The sequence below is a fragment of the Cellulomonas sp. URHE0023 genome (assembly GCF_000688475.1).
Lineage (GTDB): Bacteria > Actinomycetota > Actinomycetes > Actinomycetales > Cellulomonadaceae > Cellulomonas.
In genome coordinates this window covers 1-17,093 of the sequence record NZ_JIAN01000011.1, presented here as the reverse complement: position 1 = coordinate 17,093, position 17,093 = coordinate 1, and the positions used below count along the sequence as shown (strand labels likewise).

18 protein-coding genes are annotated in these 17,093 nt (G+C 69.1%); 8 read left to right on the top strand and 10 right to left on the bottom strand.

Translation table 11 applies throughout. The features are described 5' to 3' along the window. Positions 1-82: 82 nt before the first annotated feature. Complete coding sequence (locus N553_RS0119350; protein WP_156043918.1) at positions 83-730, bottom strand: hypothetical protein; 648 nt, start codon at positions 728-730, stop codon at positions 83-85. 670 nt (positions 731-1,400) lie between these two features. Here N553_RS0119350 and N553_RS0119345 point away from each other — a divergent pair. From N553_RS0119345 to N553_RS0119335, 3 genes are all read left to right on the top strand, one after another. Further along, entirely contained in the window at positions 1,401-2,546 is a 1,146-nt protein-coding gene (locus N553_RS0119345) for a hypothetical protein (RefSeq protein ID WP_028047896.1), read from the top strand. 1,214 nt (positions 2,547-3,760) lie between these two features. Next, entirely contained in the window at positions 3,761-4,357 is a 597-nt protein-coding gene (locus tag N553_RS0119340; protein WP_028047895.1) for an alpha/beta fold hydrolase, read from the top strand. A gap of 96 nt (positions 4,358-4,453) precedes the next feature. Beyond that, positions 4,454-4,633, top strand: coding sequence for a hypothetical protein (locus tag N553_RS0119335; protein ID WP_028047894.1), 180 nt, complete (start codon positions 4,454-4,456; stop codon positions 4,631-4,633). Positions 4,634-4,870: 237 nt separating this feature from the next. Here N553_RS0119335 and N553_RS0119330 read toward each other — a convergent pair whose 3' ends face one another. The 3 genes from N553_RS0119330 to N553_RS23785 all read right to left on the bottom strand — a co-directional run bounded on the left by N553_RS0119330 (position 4,871) and on the right by N553_RS23785 (position 7,612). After that, positions 4,871-5,158, bottom strand: coding sequence for a hypothetical protein (locus N553_RS0119330; protein ID WP_028047893.1), 288 nt, complete (start codon positions 5,156-5,158; stop codon positions 4,871-4,873). Between the two features lie 244 nt (positions 5,159-5,402). Continuing rightward, entirely contained in the window at positions 5,403-6,386 is a 984-nt protein-coding gene (locus N553_RS0119325) for a diguanylate cyclase domain-containing protein (RefSeq protein WP_156043917.1), read from the bottom strand. A 371-nt stretch (positions 6,387-6,757) separates the two neighbouring features. Then, positions 6,758-7,612 (bottom strand): inositol monophosphatase family protein, encoded by an 855-nt coding sequence (locus tag N553_RS23785; protein WP_051640387.1) that lies wholly within the window; start codon positions 7,610-7,612, stop codon positions 6,758-6,760. Positions 7,613-8,376: 764 nt separating this feature from the next. On the opposite strand from N553_RS23785, the gene N553_RS0119315 reads away from it, so the two are divergent. Continuing rightward, a complete protein-coding gene (locus tag N553_RS0119315; protein ID WP_197030137.1) occupies positions 8,377-9,492 on the top strand; it encodes a glycosyl hydrolase 53 family protein in 1,116 nt (371 codons plus the stop codon). Between the two features lie 127 nt (positions 9,493-9,619). Here N553_RS0119315 and N553_RS25220 read toward each other — a convergent pair whose 3' ends face one another. Continuing rightward, entirely contained in the window at positions 9,620-9,775 is a 156-nt protein-coding gene (locus N553_RS25220; protein ID WP_156043916.1) for a hypothetical protein, read from the bottom strand. Between the two features lie 177 nt (positions 9,776-9,952). Between N553_RS25220 and N553_RS0119305 the strand changes: the two genes are divergently transcribed. Genes N553_RS0119305 through N553_RS0119290 form a run of 4 tightly spaced genes read left to right on the top strand, consistent with a single transcriptional unit; the run spans position 9,953 to position 14,279 of the window. Beyond that, positions 9,953-10,816, top strand: coding sequence for an SDR family oxidoreductase (locus N553_RS0119305; protein WP_028047890.1), 864 nt, complete (start codon positions 9,953-9,955; stop codon positions 10,814-10,816). Between the two features lie 15 nt (positions 10,817-10,831). After that, positions 10,832-13,288: a molybdopterin oxidoreductase family protein gene (locus tag N553_RS0119300; RefSeq protein WP_028047889.1), complete on the top strand. Its 2,457-nt coding sequence runs from the start codon at positions 10,832-10,834 to the stop codon at positions 13,286-13,288. Further along, positions 13,285-13,713 carry a hypothetical protein gene (locus tag N553_RS0119295; protein ID WP_034623598.1) on the top strand — a complete coding sequence of 143 codons (429 nt, stop codon included), beginning with the start codon at positions 13,285-13,287 and terminating at the stop codon, positions 13,711-13,713. The genes N553_RS0119300 and N553_RS0119295 overlap by 4 nt, the downstream gene beginning before the upstream one ends. Before the next feature lie 59 nt (positions 13,714-13,772). After that, on the top strand, positions 13,773-14,279 hold the full coding sequence (locus N553_RS0119290; protein ID WP_197030144.1) for a metallophosphoesterase: 507 nt from the start codon (positions 13,773-13,775) through the stop codon (positions 14,277-14,279). Positions 14,280-14,310: 31 nt separating this feature from the next. On the opposite strand, the gene N553_RS0119285 is transcribed toward N553_RS0119290, so the two are convergent. The 5 genes from N553_RS0119285 to N553_RS24520 all read right to left on the bottom strand — a co-directional run. Next, on the bottom strand, positions 14,311-15,171 hold the full coding sequence (locus N553_RS0119285) for an NAD(P)H-hydrate dehydratase (RefSeq protein WP_028047886.1): 861 nt from the start codon (positions 15,169-15,171) through the stop codon (positions 14,311-14,313). Further along, positions 15,155-15,880 (bottom strand): histidine phosphatase family protein, encoded by a 726-nt coding sequence (locus N553_RS0119280; protein ID WP_081844775.1) that lies wholly within the window; start codon positions 15,878-15,880, stop codon positions 15,155-15,157. The genes N553_RS0119285 and N553_RS0119280 overlap by 17 nt, the downstream gene beginning before the upstream one ends. A 97-nt stretch (positions 15,881-15,977) precedes the next feature. Beyond that, on the bottom strand, positions 15,978-16,547 hold the full coding sequence (locus tag N553_RS23780; RefSeq protein ID WP_231505328.1) for a DUF2231 domain-containing protein: 570 nt from the start codon (positions 16,545-16,547) through the stop codon (positions 15,978-15,980). A gap of 4 nt (positions 16,548-16,551) precedes the next feature. Beyond that, complete coding sequence (locus tag N553_RS0119270; RefSeq protein WP_028047884.1) at positions 16,552-16,749, bottom strand: hypothetical protein; 198 nt, start codon at positions 16,747-16,749, stop codon at positions 16,552-16,554. Positions 16,750-16,822: 73 nt separating this feature from the next. After that, positions 16,823-17,093: hypothetical protein (locus tag N553_RS24520; RefSeq protein WP_156043915.1), on the bottom strand; the 271-nt coding region annotated here is incomplete at its 5' end.

The window sequence follows — 17,093 nt, the reverse complement described above, 5'->3', positions numbered from 1 at the left end:
GGGATACGCGCCCACGCTCGGGGGAGTCGGCAACCGATCGTGGCGTCGGACGGTGTCGTGCCGGGCGCGGTCTACTCGCGCTCTACTGTTCTCGTCGTGCGATTCCCGAAGTCGGCCGCGGCTCGCCGGTGGGGGACGATTGATGAGTCGCGAGGTCTCGGTCGGCCCGCTTGATAATTTCCGCATCCTGCGGATTCCGAGCGACCTGAAAGATCTTCATGCCGGCAATCGCGCCCTCAGTGGCGAAATAGAACGCCACCACTAGACCCACCGTCGTCGAGAACTGATCAACCAGACTCGTCGCGAATGCCGTGTCCGCTGATTTCTCCATCGCGGGAATGGTCAGCACGAACGGGAGCATCACGAGGAACGTGAGGATGAACGCTGAACCGATCGCGATTCTGGCGCGTCGTGACGCGACGTAGAAGCCGCCGAAGGTGACGATCGATGTCATCGACAGGGCCACCGCGACAATCGGCTGCCACGCTAGCCCCAGGTCATCTCCCGGATCGTCGTTCGTCCCTAGCCAATAGTTGAGGCCCAACAGACCATGAGCCAACGCGACGATCACCGCGATGATCACCGTCGTCCAGATGACGGCGTGGGTGTTGTCAATCTCGGACGGGTCTGCGTTCGGACCTGTTGCGCGCGCTGTCGCGACCTCCGGCGCCGGTTGTACCGGTGCGGAAGCTGATTGCCCTTGAACCGCTTCGAACGTTAGATCGCTCATCGCTCGAATATGCCGGGTTCGCCCCGGTTTGTCCATATCCCACCGAGTTGGCCCGCAGCTCATATGCAGTCGTGGGAGGAGTTCCAGCAGTCGTCTGGTGCGGCTAGATGCAGCAACGACGCTGCGTGAGTCGAGCAGTCCACCGCGAAGTGCAGCGCGGCGTGTGCGCCGTCGTCCAACCTCGGTCATATCCAGGTACTACAACTCATTCGGGTGCCAGACCGGAAGCGGCCCGTCGACGCAGTCGGGCGCTGTTGCGGGAGCGTTGCAGCCGCCCAGGCGCATGACCCGCCGCACCGCTTCCGGTTGACCCAGACGCCTGCGCCGGGACGCCAGGGCGGCGACTATCAAGGTCGAGTCGAACCGGGTTCGCTCGGGACCTCGGCGATCGCCCGTCACATGGTCGGCCACGGCGTGCCCAGTGCACGGCGGTCGCCGACAGATTGGCCGATTGAGGGCTCGACGTGACACCCCGTGACGCCGCGCGACGACCGCAGGGTTGCGCCCGATGGCGATCGGTTCTGGTGACCTCGGCCTGCACAAACGCCCTCCCGAACCACAGGTCGCACACTAGGGTCAAGTCACAACGCGCTCACGGATAGCCGCGCTCGCGCGCCTATGGCTCGGGCGGTGTGACTATATGGTTCCTGCCGCTTGATTGGAGCACCGCGTGGCTACTGAGATGGTGACCGCCTTCTTCTCCTGCAGTTTCGCGCCGCACGACAAGCAGGTGAACCAATATTTTATGAGGCTTGCGGAGGCTCTCGGGTTCCTCTGTAGAAACGTAACCGGGGCTTTTTCCTCCGTTCCGCCCGAGCAGGCGCGCCAGATGATTACCGAATATGAGGTGCTCATAGCGGTCGCGACTAGGCGTACACAAACTGCAGCCGGCGTTTGGCTAATGCCGGAGGCGGTTTCGCACGAGATTGCGATGGCGTACGGCCTCGGCAAGCGGACTCTCATCTTCCTGGAAAGCGGCGTTGCTCCCCTCGGTTTCGTTACCGGCTTCGGAACCTTCGGATCGTTCGATCGAGGTGCGCTTATAGAGCAGAATGGCGACCACGCATCCGCACTTTCGACTCTTAGGCGAAACATCGAAAGAAGCGCCCACTCGTCGACGATTGAAGCCATGGGGCGTCTGGACCGGCGATATGTGGTTTTGACCCGAGGGCAAAGGGTTGCGAGTGAGTTCATTTGGAGCACAGAAATTTCGCGAGAGATCGAGTTCCTCACCGACAACGCGCAAGCGATACGCGTCGACTACAGTGTCGACGCGCCAGACCCGGACGCTGTATCCAGCGGCGCGCTGCTCGAATTCGGATTACGAATCGACGAGCATGGCACCGACTTTGACTTGCAGCGATCCATTGAAGCCACTGCGACAGACGTGCGGATTTCGCTCGAACCAGCCAGGAAGTACCCGGCGGGTGCACTCCTGACGATAAACTTCTCGTGTAGTTCTCCACGGTTCATTGCGCGCAACAGCATCGAGGCGGAGGCCTCTCGACTCACGGCCACCATCAACGGGACCGAGTACCGCTGCGTGGACGTGAATTTAGTGGGTTCGGTGACAACACATTTCGTCAAGCGACTCGAGTTGTCTCGAGGCCTGCGTGTTGGGTACTATGACATAGTCCCTATTGCGGGCGGGTATGGGACCACCGGGTCCTATCTCGTACCGGATGCCGACGAACTGTCACGATGCTCGGTAACTCGAGAAGAAATCGGAGACATGATGGTCTTTGAGTTGCGGATTGAGAACCCGCGGCGATTCGTCGCGTACGGCTTTGCTTGGAATGCTGCGGCCGCGGTGTGATACTGGCGGAACGCAAATTCACGACACGACACGACACCACGGCCAGCGGATCGCCGACGTGTTCGGCTGGAGCAGAGAGGCCCTCGGCGAAGGCGCGGGGGCGAGCCCATCCGCAGGGCGCCGACGGCCGCCGCGCCGCTTCGTGTCCCCGGATTTGTACCAGCTGCTCTGGGACGCCATGTGGGAGCTCGTGGAGGAGCCCATTTGCGACACGCGGCTTGAAGCGGCGGTCTACCGGTGCCGAGTCGTCCCTCGTGCCAACCCCGACCCGTCCCGGCAGAGCTATTGGCCTACTTCGATCCTGCAGCGTTGCGGGTCACTACGACGAGGAGCGGGGCCTCACTTCGCCGTTCGAGTGTGGGGCACGCCTCAGAACACAGGCACTTGACCCTCTCGGCATGCGAGCGATGATCACCGAGTTCGACGCGGACATCGGCGCGCTACGCGCCCTCGGCGTCGCGGTCCATGACCTGAACACTTCAGCGCCACGCGATGGCCGGTTGTGAGCAGAAGTCTTCGTGGAGCACTCCACCGGCGGTGATCGCCCGCTACTAGCGCTCGCAGCCTGGGTTGCGGGTCTGAACGGATAGCGGCTCATCGGAGCTTGCCGTGGCTGCCACCGTTGGTCGCGAACCGGTTCCAGGGTGCGGTCTGGGGACTGTGGATGCTGTGGTCGCCTGAAAGACCCGCATGTGGCAACTCACCGTGGTCAGTGGGTGCGCCTTGAGGCATTCTTGAGTGATTGGCGAAGACGTGGCCAGCGGCGGAGCGCAGTCCCACATTTACCCCACGGATTCGCCGCATGTTAGCGCTCGACAACGGTTGACGATGCGTGATGTCGGCCGCCACGGATCGCGTATATCCGCAGATTACGCACGGTGTCGACGACGCGTGAAAACTGACCCCGTGGCGACGGATGAAAACGGACCCCCTCGGCAACACTGAGGAGGGTGATGACCGTGGAGGACTGGGCGGAGATCCGGCGGTTGCGTTCGGTCGAGGGTTGTGATCGCGTCGTAAGTTTGTGCAACCACACGAGCGAGGCACTGGAACGGGGGCTTCCATGAACGCACTGCCTGCCACTCAACTCGCCGCCGAGCATCTGAACGGCTCGCACATCGGCCGTACCGTCACGCTGCGGTTCGGTCCCGCGCGCCACCCGAGCAGAGACGTGAGCCCGACGTACCCCCGGCGCCCGCTCCTATCCTCGTCAGGTGCACGCAACCACGGTGGTCCGGACTCTCCTGGGAGACGTCGAGGTCAAGCTGCTGAGGGGTGACAAGCCGCCGGTGCTCTTCTTCCCGGGCGGCCACTGCACCGCGGCGGTCGACTGGGGGTGGAGCCTGTATACCTCGTCCGGCTACGGCCTCCTGTCGTTCTCCCGGCCCGGGTACGGCGCCACCCAGGTGGGACAGCTCAGCGCTGCGGAGTTCGTGCCGGCCGTGGCCGAGTGCTGCGAGCGGCTGGGAATCAGCGCGACCTCCGGCGCCGTCGGGGTGTCCTTCGGAGGCATGCAGGCGATCCAGTGCGCGGTGGTGCTACCCCACCTGGTGCCGCGCCTGGTCCTGCACAGCTGTGCACCGTCCACCCACCCGTACCCGGACACGGCGAGGGAGGCAATGTTCGGGCCGCTGCTGTTCGGTCCGGGCGCGCAGCGCGTCGTCTGGGCGGCGATCTCGAGGCTGGTCGGCTCGGGTGTGGGCCTGCGCACGATGGTCGCGACCCTTTCGACGGGACCGCTCGAGGACTGGTGGGACTCGTGGTCAGCGGACGACCGGAACCGTGCCCGGGAGCTCTTCGCGTCAATGTAGTCGGGGGCAGGGTTCGCCAACGACCTGCGTCAGGGGCGGGCCCAGCGCAGCGCCTACCGCCGTCTCATGCAAACCCGAGTCCCGTGTACCACCCTGGTGACTGCGTCCCGGGACGACGCAGGAGTCGCCTTCCGGCACGCCGAGGACCTCGCCAAGACCATCGCGATGGCGACACTCGTCGAGCTCGACGCGCCGAGCCACCTGTTCTGGATCGGGTCGGCGGCGCGGGCGCAGGTTTCGCCTGCTCTGCACGCATTCCTTGCGACGCCAGCGTAAACCGGTGTGCCGTCGAGCAAGGCCCGCACGGCAGAACGGCCGTGGCGGGCGGCGTGCTGTCGCAGAGGCCGTAGCCGGCAACGGCCGCGAGCCGGAATGGCGCCTGGGCTACCGGAGCACCGCCCAGACGTGCTTGGTGCGGGCGATAGACAGCACCATGACGGGCCTGGAGAACACACATGGGTTGGGCGCCGTCATCGTCGCGTCATTGAGGCCGTCGCCATCCGCGTCGGGGCGTCATCGGCCCATCATGGGGCGGACGTAGGAGATGCAGGTCAGCGCCAGGCATGGCCCGAAACCCGCCTGGTCGCACGCCGCCGGTTGTGGCGCGATCTGCGCGAGCTTGTTGCGGCTCAGGTCACCTGGGACGAAGGTTGGGTTGTTGCACGAGCTCGCGTCCCTACCGGCAACGTCTACGGCGGGGTCGGCGGTGCCGAGCTTGCCGACCTGCTCGAACCCAGCCTGGACCAGGTTGAGGGGCAGGGGCGAGTAGCCGTAGGCGCCGGCCTTTCCCTTGCAACTCATCCCGCGGACGGCGGCACGTCAAACCCTGAGGTCCGGAAGGTCGGCGCCCAGCGTGGGGAGGCTGTGTCTCACCAGGCCTGAGACTTGACCGGGCGGACCAGAAGCCCACGCAAAACCCCCACTTTCGATCGGTCCACGCGGCGTCCGCCGAGGGCGTAGAGCCGTGACGCGCACGGCCCAGGTCGCACCGCCGGTCGATGACCTGTTCTTGCGCCGCCTTGGTCGGGATCTACGAGGCCTGGCGTCAGTTGGGGTTTCCGGGCGGCCTCTGAACGAGCGCCCGACCCTCCTTCGCCTGTCGCAGGCGCGCCTGGACCCCACGGAACAGCTCGTCTGCGTTGGCGGACCCGGCCGCCGAGCACACCACCGCCGAGTGCAGCGACGGCCACCCGGCGGGCGCGATCCCCTTCGGGGCAGCAGCGGCGAGCGTGACGATGTCGCGCCGCAGGCCCTCAGCGAGCGAGTTCGCGTGCTCCTGGGAGGCGGCCGCCTGGATGGTCGCGATGACGGCGAACTCGTCGCCCGCGGTGCGCGCCACCTCGCAGCCGGCGGTCACCCCGCCACGCAACCTCGCCGCGAGCGCGGTGAGCACCACGTCACCAAACTGCTGGCCGTGGGCAGCGTTCAGGCGGGCGAACCCGGCGACGTCGACCAGGACCACGACGACGCGTGCGTCGGTGCCAAGCGCGGACGTGCACCGGCGGCCGAGCGAGTGCAGGATCATCGAACGGTGCGGCAGACCCGTGAGCGCGTCGTGCAGTGACCGGACCGCCAGCAGCGTCGACAAGGACCGCACCAGGTCAGCGGTCGTCACAATCCGCCAGACGTCGTTGGCCACGAGCACGTCGTCGTAGCGCCGGTCGTCCAGCCGCGCCATGGCGCGAACGGCGACCTCGGAGACTGGCGTCGCCGGCTCGACGACCATCGGTGCCCAGTCCGTGATCTCGGTCGTCGGCCGCCGGGAGTAGACGGCCCGGCCGAACCCGAGCCGCCCGGTCATCGCGGCCGTGAAACGCGGTCTGGTCACGAGCCCGATCCGGCGAGGGTCCTGCGTGTCACGGACGGCGACGCTCGCGACCTGAGCGTTGCGGAAGACGACCTCCAGTTGGGCCACGGGAAGGGCAGCGTCCACCACCTCGACCGCGTGCGCGAGGTCCGCGACCGTGGTCGCGGCAGAGACGCGGTACTCACCGACTGCGCCGGAGAGCCGTTGGGTCAACAGAGTCAAGTCGGAATCCACTCGAGCAGTATCGGCGCAGGTCAGGACGACGATGAGTCGCGATCGACCGCGTTTGCCCAGCGTTCAGGCAACATTCACGGCCAGCGGCTGGGCGGCTGCCACTCCGAACGCGCAGTGGGTGGCTGAGCAGTCGCGCTGGCGAACCTGTGCTCGACCAGTACGGGACCGGAGTCGCGGATGATCGAGTCTCGAACTCGGTCACGCTCTGCTCGTCGCCGATCGCTCGCCGCTCGCGTCGCGCCCGGCCTCGCACTCACTCCCGATCGACGCCGCCGCCAGCATCGAAACACAGGTCATGTGGGCCGAGCGCAACTCGCCCACAAGTGAGAGCCGGGATGTGGGTCACCCCGCAACACCGGTCATGCGGGGTCCTGGACATCTGCTAAGCCCCGCCTGACGGCGTCGACCATCGCGTCGGCAATCTCGGGTGTCGCCGCGGCCAGGATCGAGTCCGAAGCGAGCGACCATGGTTCACCGCGAGCGTCGCGCACGACGCCGCCGGCCTCCCGGACGAGCACGACCCCTGCGGCGACGTCCCAGGCTGCGTTCCCGAACGCCAGCGACGCTGACGTGCGACCGGTCGCTACCCAGGAGAGCTCGGTCGCGGACGTGCCGACCATCCTGAGCTTGCCGAACATCGTCGCGGCTTCGCGCAGGACCGCTGAACGGACGTCGAGTGGCCACGGCGCGACCGAGGTCCAGGACAGGTCGCCGATGGTCACCGTCAGCGCGTCGATCGCCGCCGAGCGCGTGGTCACGCGTACGTCGTTCGACGCGCCCGGCATGCGAAGCCACGCGCCGGCACCGCGCGCGGCCCAGACCGTCTCGCCCGTCGTGACATCCGCAGTCACCCCGACGACGGGGTTCCCGCCGGCGAGCCGGGCCAGGGTGCACGCGACGAGGGGGAGTCCGGTGACGAAGTTGGCGGTGCCGTCGATCGGATCGACGATCCAGCGATCCGGAGCACATTCTCCGGGGCTGCCTTCCTCGCCCTGGACAGGCAGCAGAGACCCCTCGGCCAGCGCCCCGACGACGGCGGCCTCCGTGGCCAGGTCGATCGCGGTCACGAGGTCGTTCGGGCCCTTGAGCCGGAGCACGCCACGGTCGCCGTCCCCTTGAGCTACGGACAGCCCGATGGCCGTGGCGCGAAGGGCGAGCTCGACATCGCCGGCTAGGTCTGCGGGGACGCGCGGCTGGTCGATGGTGGTCGTCATGGAGCCAGCATCCCGGCACCCGGTGTCCGGCACGTGAACGCCGAACTAGGGATCGAGGTCCGTGCGCCGGGCCAGGATCTCGGCCTAGAGCGTTCCCAGCGGGGGTGCCGAGCTGGGGGGCCGGGGGCGAACCCACACCGTCTCTTCGATGAACTGGGCAAAATACGTGGGGTACCTGCGATGACGACTCCAAACCGAGCCGAGATCCTTCGACTCATCGATGGACTGTTGGCCGGCGCGATGAGCCGAGAGGACGCATCTGGATGAGCCGAGAGGACGCATCTGCTTGGGCAGCCGCGCGCCACGTCCAACTAGCGCAGCACTCGGCCGATCGGCAAGCGCGCGACCGCGGATAGGCAGGGGCGCGGCGAGGCCAGTCGCCACGGTGCCGAGGGTTGCTGGCTCACAAAATGTGCTTTGGCTGGGAGCGATCTCAGCAAGACGGTGGCGGCGACGTGGAGCACTCCTGGCCCACTCCGTCCCGCATGGAACGCAAAGTATTCCTCGCATCCCCCCGCTGAAGTGCGGGTATGCGGCTCGGATAGCTGAGGCAGGACTTGTCAGTGCGCGCCCTCTCGGCGAACGCCTTGCCCTGTAGCACCCTGCTTCCGTCCTGATGGCAACCCGGCTACTGTGACCGTGCACAGGATCGGATGGCGTACAACGCCACTCCGAGGCCTACGGGCCGCGCCGGTACAACCTCTTCCGGCGAGGAGTTGGCCTCGGTTCCGCCTGCCTACTCAGGACAATCAAAGGAGATTGCCGTGAAGGTACAAAAGCGCCTGGCCGCCATCGCTACCGTCGCCGTCGTGTTGGCGGCACCCGCTCTGGCCCTGACGATCGCTCCGCCAGCCCAGGCTGCGAACAGCCTCACCATGCTCGGCGCGGACGTGTCGAGCCTGCAGCGCAGCCTCGATCTCGGAGTCAAGTACTACAACGCCAGCGGGGCGCAGGCGAACCCGCTCGACACCCTCAAGACCGCCGGCATGAACTACGCCCGACTGCGGGTCTGGAACAACCCGGCGTCTGGCTACAACAACCAGGCCAAGCTCCTGACCGACGCCAAGACGGTCAAGGGCAAGGGCCTCAAGCTCATGGTGGACCTGCACTACTCCGACACCTGGGCCGACCCGGGCAAGCAGTACAAGCCGGCGGCCTGGGCGAGCCACACCATCACGCAGCTGCAGACCGACGTCTACAACTTCACGTACGACACCTGCACCAAGCTCAAGGCGCAGGGCACGACGCCCGACAGCGTCCAGATCGGTAACGAGATCAACGTCGGCATGCTCTGGAACGAGGGCAAGGTCCTGAACAACGACTTCACCAACGTGAGCCTGCTGCTCAAGCAGGGCTACAACGCGGTCAAGGCGTGCAGCTCCTCGACCCAGGTGATCATCCACACCGCCGACGCCGACTCCGTCGGGAACCTGCAGTGGTTCTACGACGGCATCAAGGCCAAGGGCGTCAGCTGGGACATCACCGGTCTCTCGTACTACTGCATGTGGCACGGTGACCTGAACCAGCTGTACTCGGCCGTGACCACCGCGAAGTCCCGCTACGGCAAGCCCGTCGCCATCGTCGAGACCGCCTACCCGTTCACGACGGCCAACGCGGACTCTGAGGCGAACAGCACCAACGGCACCTGCAACGGCTTCGACGCGAGCTGGGTCAGCCAGGCGACGATGTTCCAGTACGTCCAGAACACCGTCCGGAACGCGGGCGGTATCGGCGTCTTCTGGTGGGAGCCCACCTGGACCGCCGTGAAGGGCAACGGGTGGGACCCGGCCAACATCAACGGCACCGGGAACCAGTGGGACAACATGGCCGTCTTCGACTGGAACGGCAAGTTCAACACGGGCATCAGCTGGAAGCCCTGACCACGACGATGCCCCCGGCCTCCCGCACCGGAGGTCGGGGGCGTCGTGGCATGGTGGCAGGGCGTTGTCGGCTCATCTGCGGAATCCTCGACTTCACCGAACCTCGTCGCGCCGTGGCGCTGCGGCCTCAATCGTCCGAGGCCGGGTCCTGCACGGGCTCCGTGTCTTCCTCGGGCTCGAACGTGGACGGTTCGCCTGCCCCTATGCCGACGCCACCCGCCCGGGCGAGCTCCTCGGGGTCGTCCACCTTGCCCTCGTGCCGGGGGTCGTCCGATGCAGTCATTGCTCGCCCTCCTTCGTCGGATCCCTCCCAGCCTGCGCCGGTGGGCGCAGGCCGGCAATCGGTGAGGCGACGCGGGGCCGTCCTTCGGTCGGGTGGTCGACGGCCCGGGTCAGTGGGAGGCTCGTTGGGCTGGAGAAGACGGCGACACACGGAGCTCGCACCCCACGAGGAGCCCGCATGTCCGAGTCCGACGAGCAGTTCCCCCCTCAGCAGCAACAGCCTCCCGGCCTGACCGAACCGATGTCCCCCGCGCCCGACCACGGGGAGTCCAGCTACCAGGGGTCCGGGCTCCTGAGCGGACGCAAAGCCCTGATCACTGGCGGCGACTCGGGCATCGGACGGGCCGTCGCGATCGCCTTCGCGCGGGAGGACGCGGACGTCGCGATCGTGTTCCTTCCCGAGGAGAAGCCCGACGCCGACCAGACGGCCGAGTGGGTCGAGCGCGCCGGTCGCAAGTGCGTCCTGATCCCGGCGGACCTGCGAAACGAGGACGAGGCCCGTGGCGCCGTGCAGTCGGCGGCCAGCGAGCTCGGCGGGCTGGACATCCTGGTCAACAACGCCGGGTTCCAGTGGGCTCGGCGCGAGTCGGTCGCGGACATCACCACGGACGACCTCGACCGGACGTTCAAGACCAACCTCTACGCACTGTTCTGGGTGACCCAGGCCGCGCTCGAGCACCTGGGTGAGGGTGGCTCGATCATCAACGTGTCGTCCATCCAGGCGTACCAGCCGACGGAGTCGCTGCTCGACTACGCCGCGACGAAGGCCGCGATCAACAACTTCACGGTCAACCTCGCGGGCGAGCTCGGGGCGCGGGGCATCCGCGTCAACGCCGTGGCCCCGGGACCGATCTGGACGCCGTTGCAGCCGGCCACCCAGCCGGAGGCCAAGGTGGAGAAGTTCGGTGCGGACACGCCGCTCGGTCGCGCGGGTCAGCCCGCGGAGGTTGCGCCGGCGTTCGTCTTCCTGGCGGCGAGCTCCACGGCCTCCTACGTCTCGGGGACGGTCCTGGGCGTGACCGGTGGGAAACCGGTGTTCTGAGCCGCGGGACTCGACATGAAGCGAGACCGGATCGCCGAGCCGTGGGGCGCCCGCACGCCCTACGGCCCGGGCGAGCCGTGGCCGGTGCGGGTGGACACCTACCTCGGCGAGGGCACCTCCAGCGAGCAGGTGGACCGGTGGGTGCAGAGCGCGTCGGTCCTGCACTCGAACGGGGACGGGTTGGACATCGCCGTGCGGGACGGGCCGATCGTGGGGGTGCGCGGGCGTGCCGACGACCGGGTGAACCACGGGCGGCTCGGCCCGAAGGACCTGTTCGGCTGGCAGGCGAACCATTCGCGGGACCGGCTCACGCGTCCCCTCGTGCGAGACGGCGGCCGGCTCGTGGAGGCGTCGTGGGACGAGGCGATGAACCGGGTGGTGGCCCGGACGCGGCAGCTCCTGGCGGAGAGTGGGCCCAGCAGCATCGGGTTCTACACGTCGGGTCAGCTCTTCCTGGAGGAGTACTACACGCTCGCCGTCGTCGCTCGGGGCGGCATCGGCACGGCGCACCTCGACGGCAACACCCGACTGTGCACGGCGACGGCGGCCGAGGCGCTCAAGGAGTCGTTCGGCTGCGACGGTCAGCCGGGCTCGTACACCGACGTCGACCACGCCGACGTCATCGCCCTGTACGGCCACAACGTCGCGGAGACGCAGACCGTCCTGTGGTCCAGGATCCTCGACCGGCTGGCAGGCCCACACCCTCCGGCGATCCTGTGCGTCGACCCACGACCGACCCCCGTCGCGCGCGCGGCGTCCGTGCACCTCGCACCCCGGCCCGGCACCAACGTCGCGCTGATGAACGGGTTGCTCCACGAGCTGATCGCGAACGACTGGTTCGACCCCGCGTACGTCGCGGCGCACACCGTCGGGTTCGAGGATCTGCAGGCGATCGTCCAGGAGTACCCGGCCGAGCGGGCGGCGGCGATCTGCGGGATCGAGGTCGACGACCTGCGGTCCGCCGCGCGCCTGGTGGGGAAGGCGGACCGGCTGCTGTCGACGGTTCTCCAGGGCTTCTACCAGGCCAACCAGGCGACGGCCGCCGCGGTGCAGGTCAACAACATCCACCTGCTGCGCGGGATGCTCGGGCGCCCCGGGTGCGGCGTGCTGCAGATGAACGGCCAGCCCACCGCGCAGAACACGCGCGAGTGCGGGGCGGACGGCGACCTGTCCGGGTTCCGCAACTGGGCCAACCCGGAGCACGTCGCACAGCTCGCCGAGATCTGGAACATCGAGCCGTCGACGATCCCGCACCACTCGCCACCCACGCACGCCATGCAGATCTTCCGCTATGCCGAGCAGGGCTCGATCGGGATGCTGTGGGTCCAGGCGACCAACCCGGCGGTCTCGCTGCCGGAGCTGGCGCGGATCCGGGAGGTGCTCTCCCGTGACGGCCTGTTCCTCGTCGTCCAGGACATGTTCCTGACCGAGACGGCGAGCCTGGCCGACGTGGTGCTGCCCGCCGCGGCCTGGGCCGAGAAGACGGGGACGTTCACCAACGCGGACCGCACCGTGCACCTCTCGGAGAAGGCCGTTGAGCCGCCAGGGGAGGCGCGCTCGGACCTGGACATCTTCGTCGACTTCGCCGACCGGATGGCGTTGGTCGACAAGGACGGCGCCCCGCTCGTCGGCTGGCGCACTCCCCAGGACGCGTTCGAGGCGTGGAAGCGGTGCAGCGCAGACCGCCCGTGCGACTACAGCGGACTGTCGTACGACGTGCTGCGCGGCTCGGGCGGGGTGCAGTGGCCGTGCACGCCCGACCATCCGGCGGGCACCGAACGGCTCTACACGGACGGACGGTTCTGGGCGGACCCGGACCGCTGCGAGACGTACGGTCGCGACCTGCTGACCGGGGCGCCGGTCGAGGTCACGGAGTACCGCGCGCTCAACCCGAGCGGCAAGGCGCTGCTCAAGGGCGCCGACTACCGTGCGCCGCACGAGCAGCCGTCCGACGACTACCCGCTCGCCCTGCTCACCGGCCGCACGCTCTACCAGTTCCACACGCGGACCAAGACAGGGCGTGCGCCCCAGCTGCAGGCGGCCGCGCCCGACGTGTGGGTCGAGATGTCGGCCGACGACGCGCAGGCACTGTCGCTCTCGGAGGGTGATCTCGCAGAGGTGACGACCGTGCGCGGCTCTGTCCGGGCACAGGTCCGGCTGACCGCGATCCGTCCTGGCGTCATCTTCCTGCCGTTCCACTACGGGTACTGGGACGCCGCAGACCCCAGCGAGCCCGATGGTGCCGGCCGCGCCGCGAACGAGCTGACGCCGACCGAGTGGGATGCGGTGTCGAAGCAGCCCTTGTTCAAGTCGGGGGCCGCGCGGGTGCGCAAGCTTGCTGCGGCGGACGGGCGGGCTGCCCCTGCTCCGACGACGACCGCGTCCGCACCGCTGTCCGGTGACGTCCCCGCCACGAGCGGCGGTCCGGACGCCGAGGCCGACGAGGCGATCCGACCGTGGAGCGCGCCGTGAAGGTGGCTCGCCTGCTCATCGAGATGGCCGCGTCGGAGGCGGGTCTGGCCGCTGCACTGACGCGTCTCGCCGACGACCACGCGGCCGAGCAGGACGTGCACCACGTCGCACGCGACCTTTCGCACTGGTCGCAGGATCACGCGGCAGCCCTTGCCGAGCACGCCGACGCGCTGCTGCCCGATCCGCCCGACACGTCGGCCGGCGATGACGAGCCCGGTGCTGCGCTGCTGAGCGACCTGCGCTCGGTCTACGCGGCGGCGTGCGGCCTGGCGACCGACTGGGACGTGCTGGGTCAGGCGGCGAAGGCGCACCGGGACGACGAGCTGCTCGACCTGGTCGAGCTGTGCGCCCCGCGGAACCGGCGACAGGTCACGTGGTTGCGCGCCCAGCGGAAGGTGTCGGCGGCGCAGATCCTCGACGAGTGACGTCCGCGACGTCGGTCCCGGATGGTGACCGCGTCCGGTCCGACGCGACCGGCGGCATGATGGGAGGCGTGCACCTCGTCCTGCTCGCCGACACGCACGTGCCGCGCCGGGCCCGGGACCTGCCGGCCGCTGTGTGGGCCGCCGTCGAGGCGGCCGACGTCGTCGTCCACGCGGGTGACTGGGTGTCCGAGCAGTTCTTCGACGAGCTGTCGGGCCGGTCCCGCCGACTCGTCGGGTGCTACGGCAACAACGACGGCGCGGAGCTTCGCCTGCTCCTGCCTCGGGTGGCCCGGGTCGACCTGGCCGGGGTCAGGCTGGCCGTCGTCCACGAGACCGGGCAGGCCGCAGGTCGGGAGCGACGCTGCGACGTCGAGCACCCGGACGTGGACGTGCTGGTGTTCGGGCACAGTCACATCCCGTGGGACACCGTCACGCCGTCGGGCATGCGGCTGCTGAACCCCGGCTCGCCGACCGACCGACGCCGTCAGCCGTTCGCGACGTTCATCACCGCGACGGTCCGTGACGGCGTGCTCAGCGAGGTCGAGCTGCGGCGCGTCGAGCGGTGAGCGCGTCGCGTGGTCGTGATGCCCAGGCGGTCTACGCCGACAGCTCGGTCAGCAGCGCGGGGATCTCGTCGACGAGCTCGCGAGCCAGGTAGCCGACCCGCCCGACCCTGGCGGCCAGCCGGTCGCCCGCGGCCGCGTGCAGGTGCGTGGCCCAGCAGGTCGCCTGTGCGGCGTCGGCGCCCCGGGCGAGCAGGCCGACCAGCACCCCTGCCAGGACGTCCCCGCTGCCCGAGGTGGCCAGGCCGGACGAACCGGTCGTCATCGTCCACGTCCGCCCGTCCGGGCTGGCGATCCTGCCCCGACACGTCACGACGGCTCCGTAGGTCGCGGCGATGCGCGAGGAGGCGTCGTCCGAGATCTCGTCGACGCCGAGCAGGAGCGCGGCCTCGGTCGCGTTCGGCGTGAGGACCAGGCGTCCGGCGAGCGAGTCGGCCACGTCGGCGACCCGGGGAAGCACGCCGAGCGCGTAGGCATCCAGGAGCATCGGGGTCTTCTTGCTCACGCGGGGCACGAGCGCCTGCAGGAGGTCGGTCGTCCGGTCGGGGTCGTCGAGTCCCGGGCCGACGAGGATCGCGTCCGCCCCAAGGTCGTCGTCGAGAACGTCGGTCCCCGTTCCGTCGGGGGAGCCGGCCTCCGTCTCGGGGAGCCCGCGCACGCCTGCCTCGGGGATCGTGACCGCCACCTGGACCGCCACCGAGCGAGCGACCGCGAGGGTCAGCCGGCCGGCACCAGCGCGCAGCGCCGCGATGCCGGCGAGCATCGCCGCACCGGGTGTGGACCGCGCGCCGCCGACCACCACGACCTCGCCTCGGGAGTACTTGGAGGTGCCCGGTGCCGGCAGGGGCCAGTCGCGCAGGACGGCAGGGGTGAGGTGCTCAGTGGGGGAGGGCATCGGAGTCTCCTGCATGCTCCGTGGCCGGCGTGCTCCGCCGGGCCAGGTGGTCGTCGTCGTTGACCACGAGCGCGCGCCAGCCGCGACCGTCGCGGACCAGCCGGGTCACCGCGGCGTTGCGCACCGGGTCGTGGCGTGCAAGCTCGAGGACGTCGCGCTCGGAGAGCGCCTCGCAGACGTAGCGGATCGACATGATGACCGCGTCGTGCGCCACGACGAGGACGCGTGGACCGTCCTGCGCGCGGTCGAGGTCGGACAGGAACGCCCGCACGCGCAGCACCAGGTCCGCCCAGGACTCGCCGCCGGGTGGACGGTAGTAGAACTTGCCCAGGAGCCGACGGCGGACGCTTTCCGACGGATACCGGGCATCGACCCCGGCCGTCGTGAGCCGGTCGAGGATGCCCAGCTCCCGGTCGCGGAGGCGCTCGTCCGGGCGCAGCGCCAGCTCGGAGCCGGCCTCCCGCAGGGCGATCGTCGCGGTGTGCACCGCCCGCAGGTACGGCGAGCACCAGACGACATCCGGCCCGTCGGCGTCATGGTCGCGGAGCCACGAACCGAACGCGGTCGCCTGCCGCTCCCCGAGCGGGGACAGCGGCGTGTCTGCGTCCCGCGTCTCGAGCTCGAGCTCCTCGCGTCCGGCCCTCTCGGCCTCCGTCGCGGCGATGTTGCCCACGCTCTCGCCGTGGCGCACGAGGATCAGCTCGCGCACGCCGTCGCCTCGTCCTTCGGGCACCCTCACCTCACTTCCGGCGCCGGCCGAGCTGGGCGACGCGAGGCACGTGCCATCGGGCCGCGATGCGGCCGGCTCATGGGCGTGGCCCTCGCGCGGACGCGTCGGGGACCTGCTCGTACGGTGAGCCGAGGACGAAGACCAGGTGCCCGCCGAGGTACCCGCTCGCCGCCGTCAGCGCACTGGCCAGGAGGCTCGAGGCGATGCCCGCCCCGCGTCGACCTCGCCGGCGCAGCACCCATGAGCTCGTGTAGAGCGCCAGTGCGGCCGAGTTCAGCACGGCGTGGAGGGCGCCGACGCGGTGGACGCGACCGTCGCCTCGTCGCCAGTCGGCGGCTCCGGCCAGCGCGGTCGGTGCGGCTGCGAGGATGCCGAGCCCGAGCAGCCGGTCCGCTGCGTGGGCGTCGTCGTGGCCCAGGACGTCGAGCACGGAGCTGCTGGTCCACAAGCCGATGGGCAGGTCGGTGAGCAGCGGGTGCAGCGCATGGCCCAACGGCTCTCCCCTCAGCGCTGAGCGCAGGCGTGGCGGTGCTGTGAGGAGGTCCGCGACCGGGCGCAGGGCGTCGGCAACGGTCTCCAGCGTCGACGACGTCTCGAGCTGCTCAGCCAGGCGTCGCGGGAGGGGCGAACGGGTCCGGTTCATCATGCGCTCACGCCGAGTTGACGGGGCCGTCGTTGACGGGCGGGTCCGTGGGGTCGTCTGGGGCGTCCGCCACGGGCGCCCTGCCGAGCACCATCTCCGCCACGTCGTCGTCCGCCTGGGCGATCGAGGGGGAGGCGTCGCCGCGGCGGTCCTCCACCACCGGCTCCGGCGGGACGCCCTGGTCGTGCCGTCCTGGTTCCGTCACGGGAGTGCTCCGTTCGTCTGGGGGTCGTGCGTGGCAGCGGGCGGTGGGCACGGGGTGCCCACCGCCCGGGGTCTCACTCGGCGGAAGCCACGTCCTGCAGGGCGCCGCTGCTCGTGGCGCCGTCGCCGTCGCGCGGTGAGGTGGCGGAGGTCCCGTTCTTGGTCAGCTCGGAGAGGAACTCGTGGCAGCGCTGGGCGCGCTGGGAGTCCTCGCTCATGACCTGCTCGAAGAACGAGGCGATGTCGTCCTTGCCCGCGTTGCGTGCGTCGCGCACGTACTGGCCGTAGTCGTGCCCTGCTTTGAGGGAGTGGTACTGCACGGAGATGAGGTCAAACGTGACGTCG

Bases quoted from the DNA above. Each gene is read 5' to 3' on its own strand.
- N553_RS0119350 (WP_156043918.1), bottom strand. From the start codon at position 730: ATGAGCGATCTAACGTTCGAAGCGGTTCAAGGGCAATCAGCTTCCGCA.
- N553_RS0119330 (WP_028047893.1), bottom strand. From the start codon at position 5,158: ATGAGTTGCAAGGGAAAGGCCGGCGCCTACGGCTACTCGCCCCTGCCC.
- N553_RS23785 (WP_051640387.1), bottom strand. From the start codon at position 7,612: ATGACGACCACCATCGACCAGCCGCGCGTCCCCGCAGACCTAGCCGGC.
- N553_RS25220 (WP_156043916.1), bottom strand. From the start codon at position 9,775: ATGACTGCATCGGACGACCCCCGGCACGAGGGCAAGGTGGACGACCCC.
- N553_RS0119305 (WP_028047890.1), top strand. From the start codon at position 9,953: ATGTCCGAGTCCGACGAGCAGTTCCCCCCTCAGCAGCAACAGCCTCCC.
- N553_RS0119300 (WP_028047889.1), top strand. From the start codon at position 10,832: ATGAAGCGAGACCGGATCGCCGAGCCGTGGGGCGCCCGCACGCCCTAC.
- N553_RS0119290 (WP_197030144.1), top strand. From the start codon at position 13,773: ATGGGAGGCGTGCACCTCGTCCTGCTCGCCGACACGCACGTGCCGCGC.
- N553_RS0119285 (WP_028047886.1), bottom strand. From the start codon at position 15,171: ATGCCCTCCCCCACTGAGCACCTCACCCCTGCCGTCCTGCGCGACTGG.
- N553_RS23780 (WP_231505328.1), bottom strand. From the start codon at position 16,547: ATGATGAACCGGACCCGTTCGCCCCTCCCGCGACGCCTGGCTGAGCAG.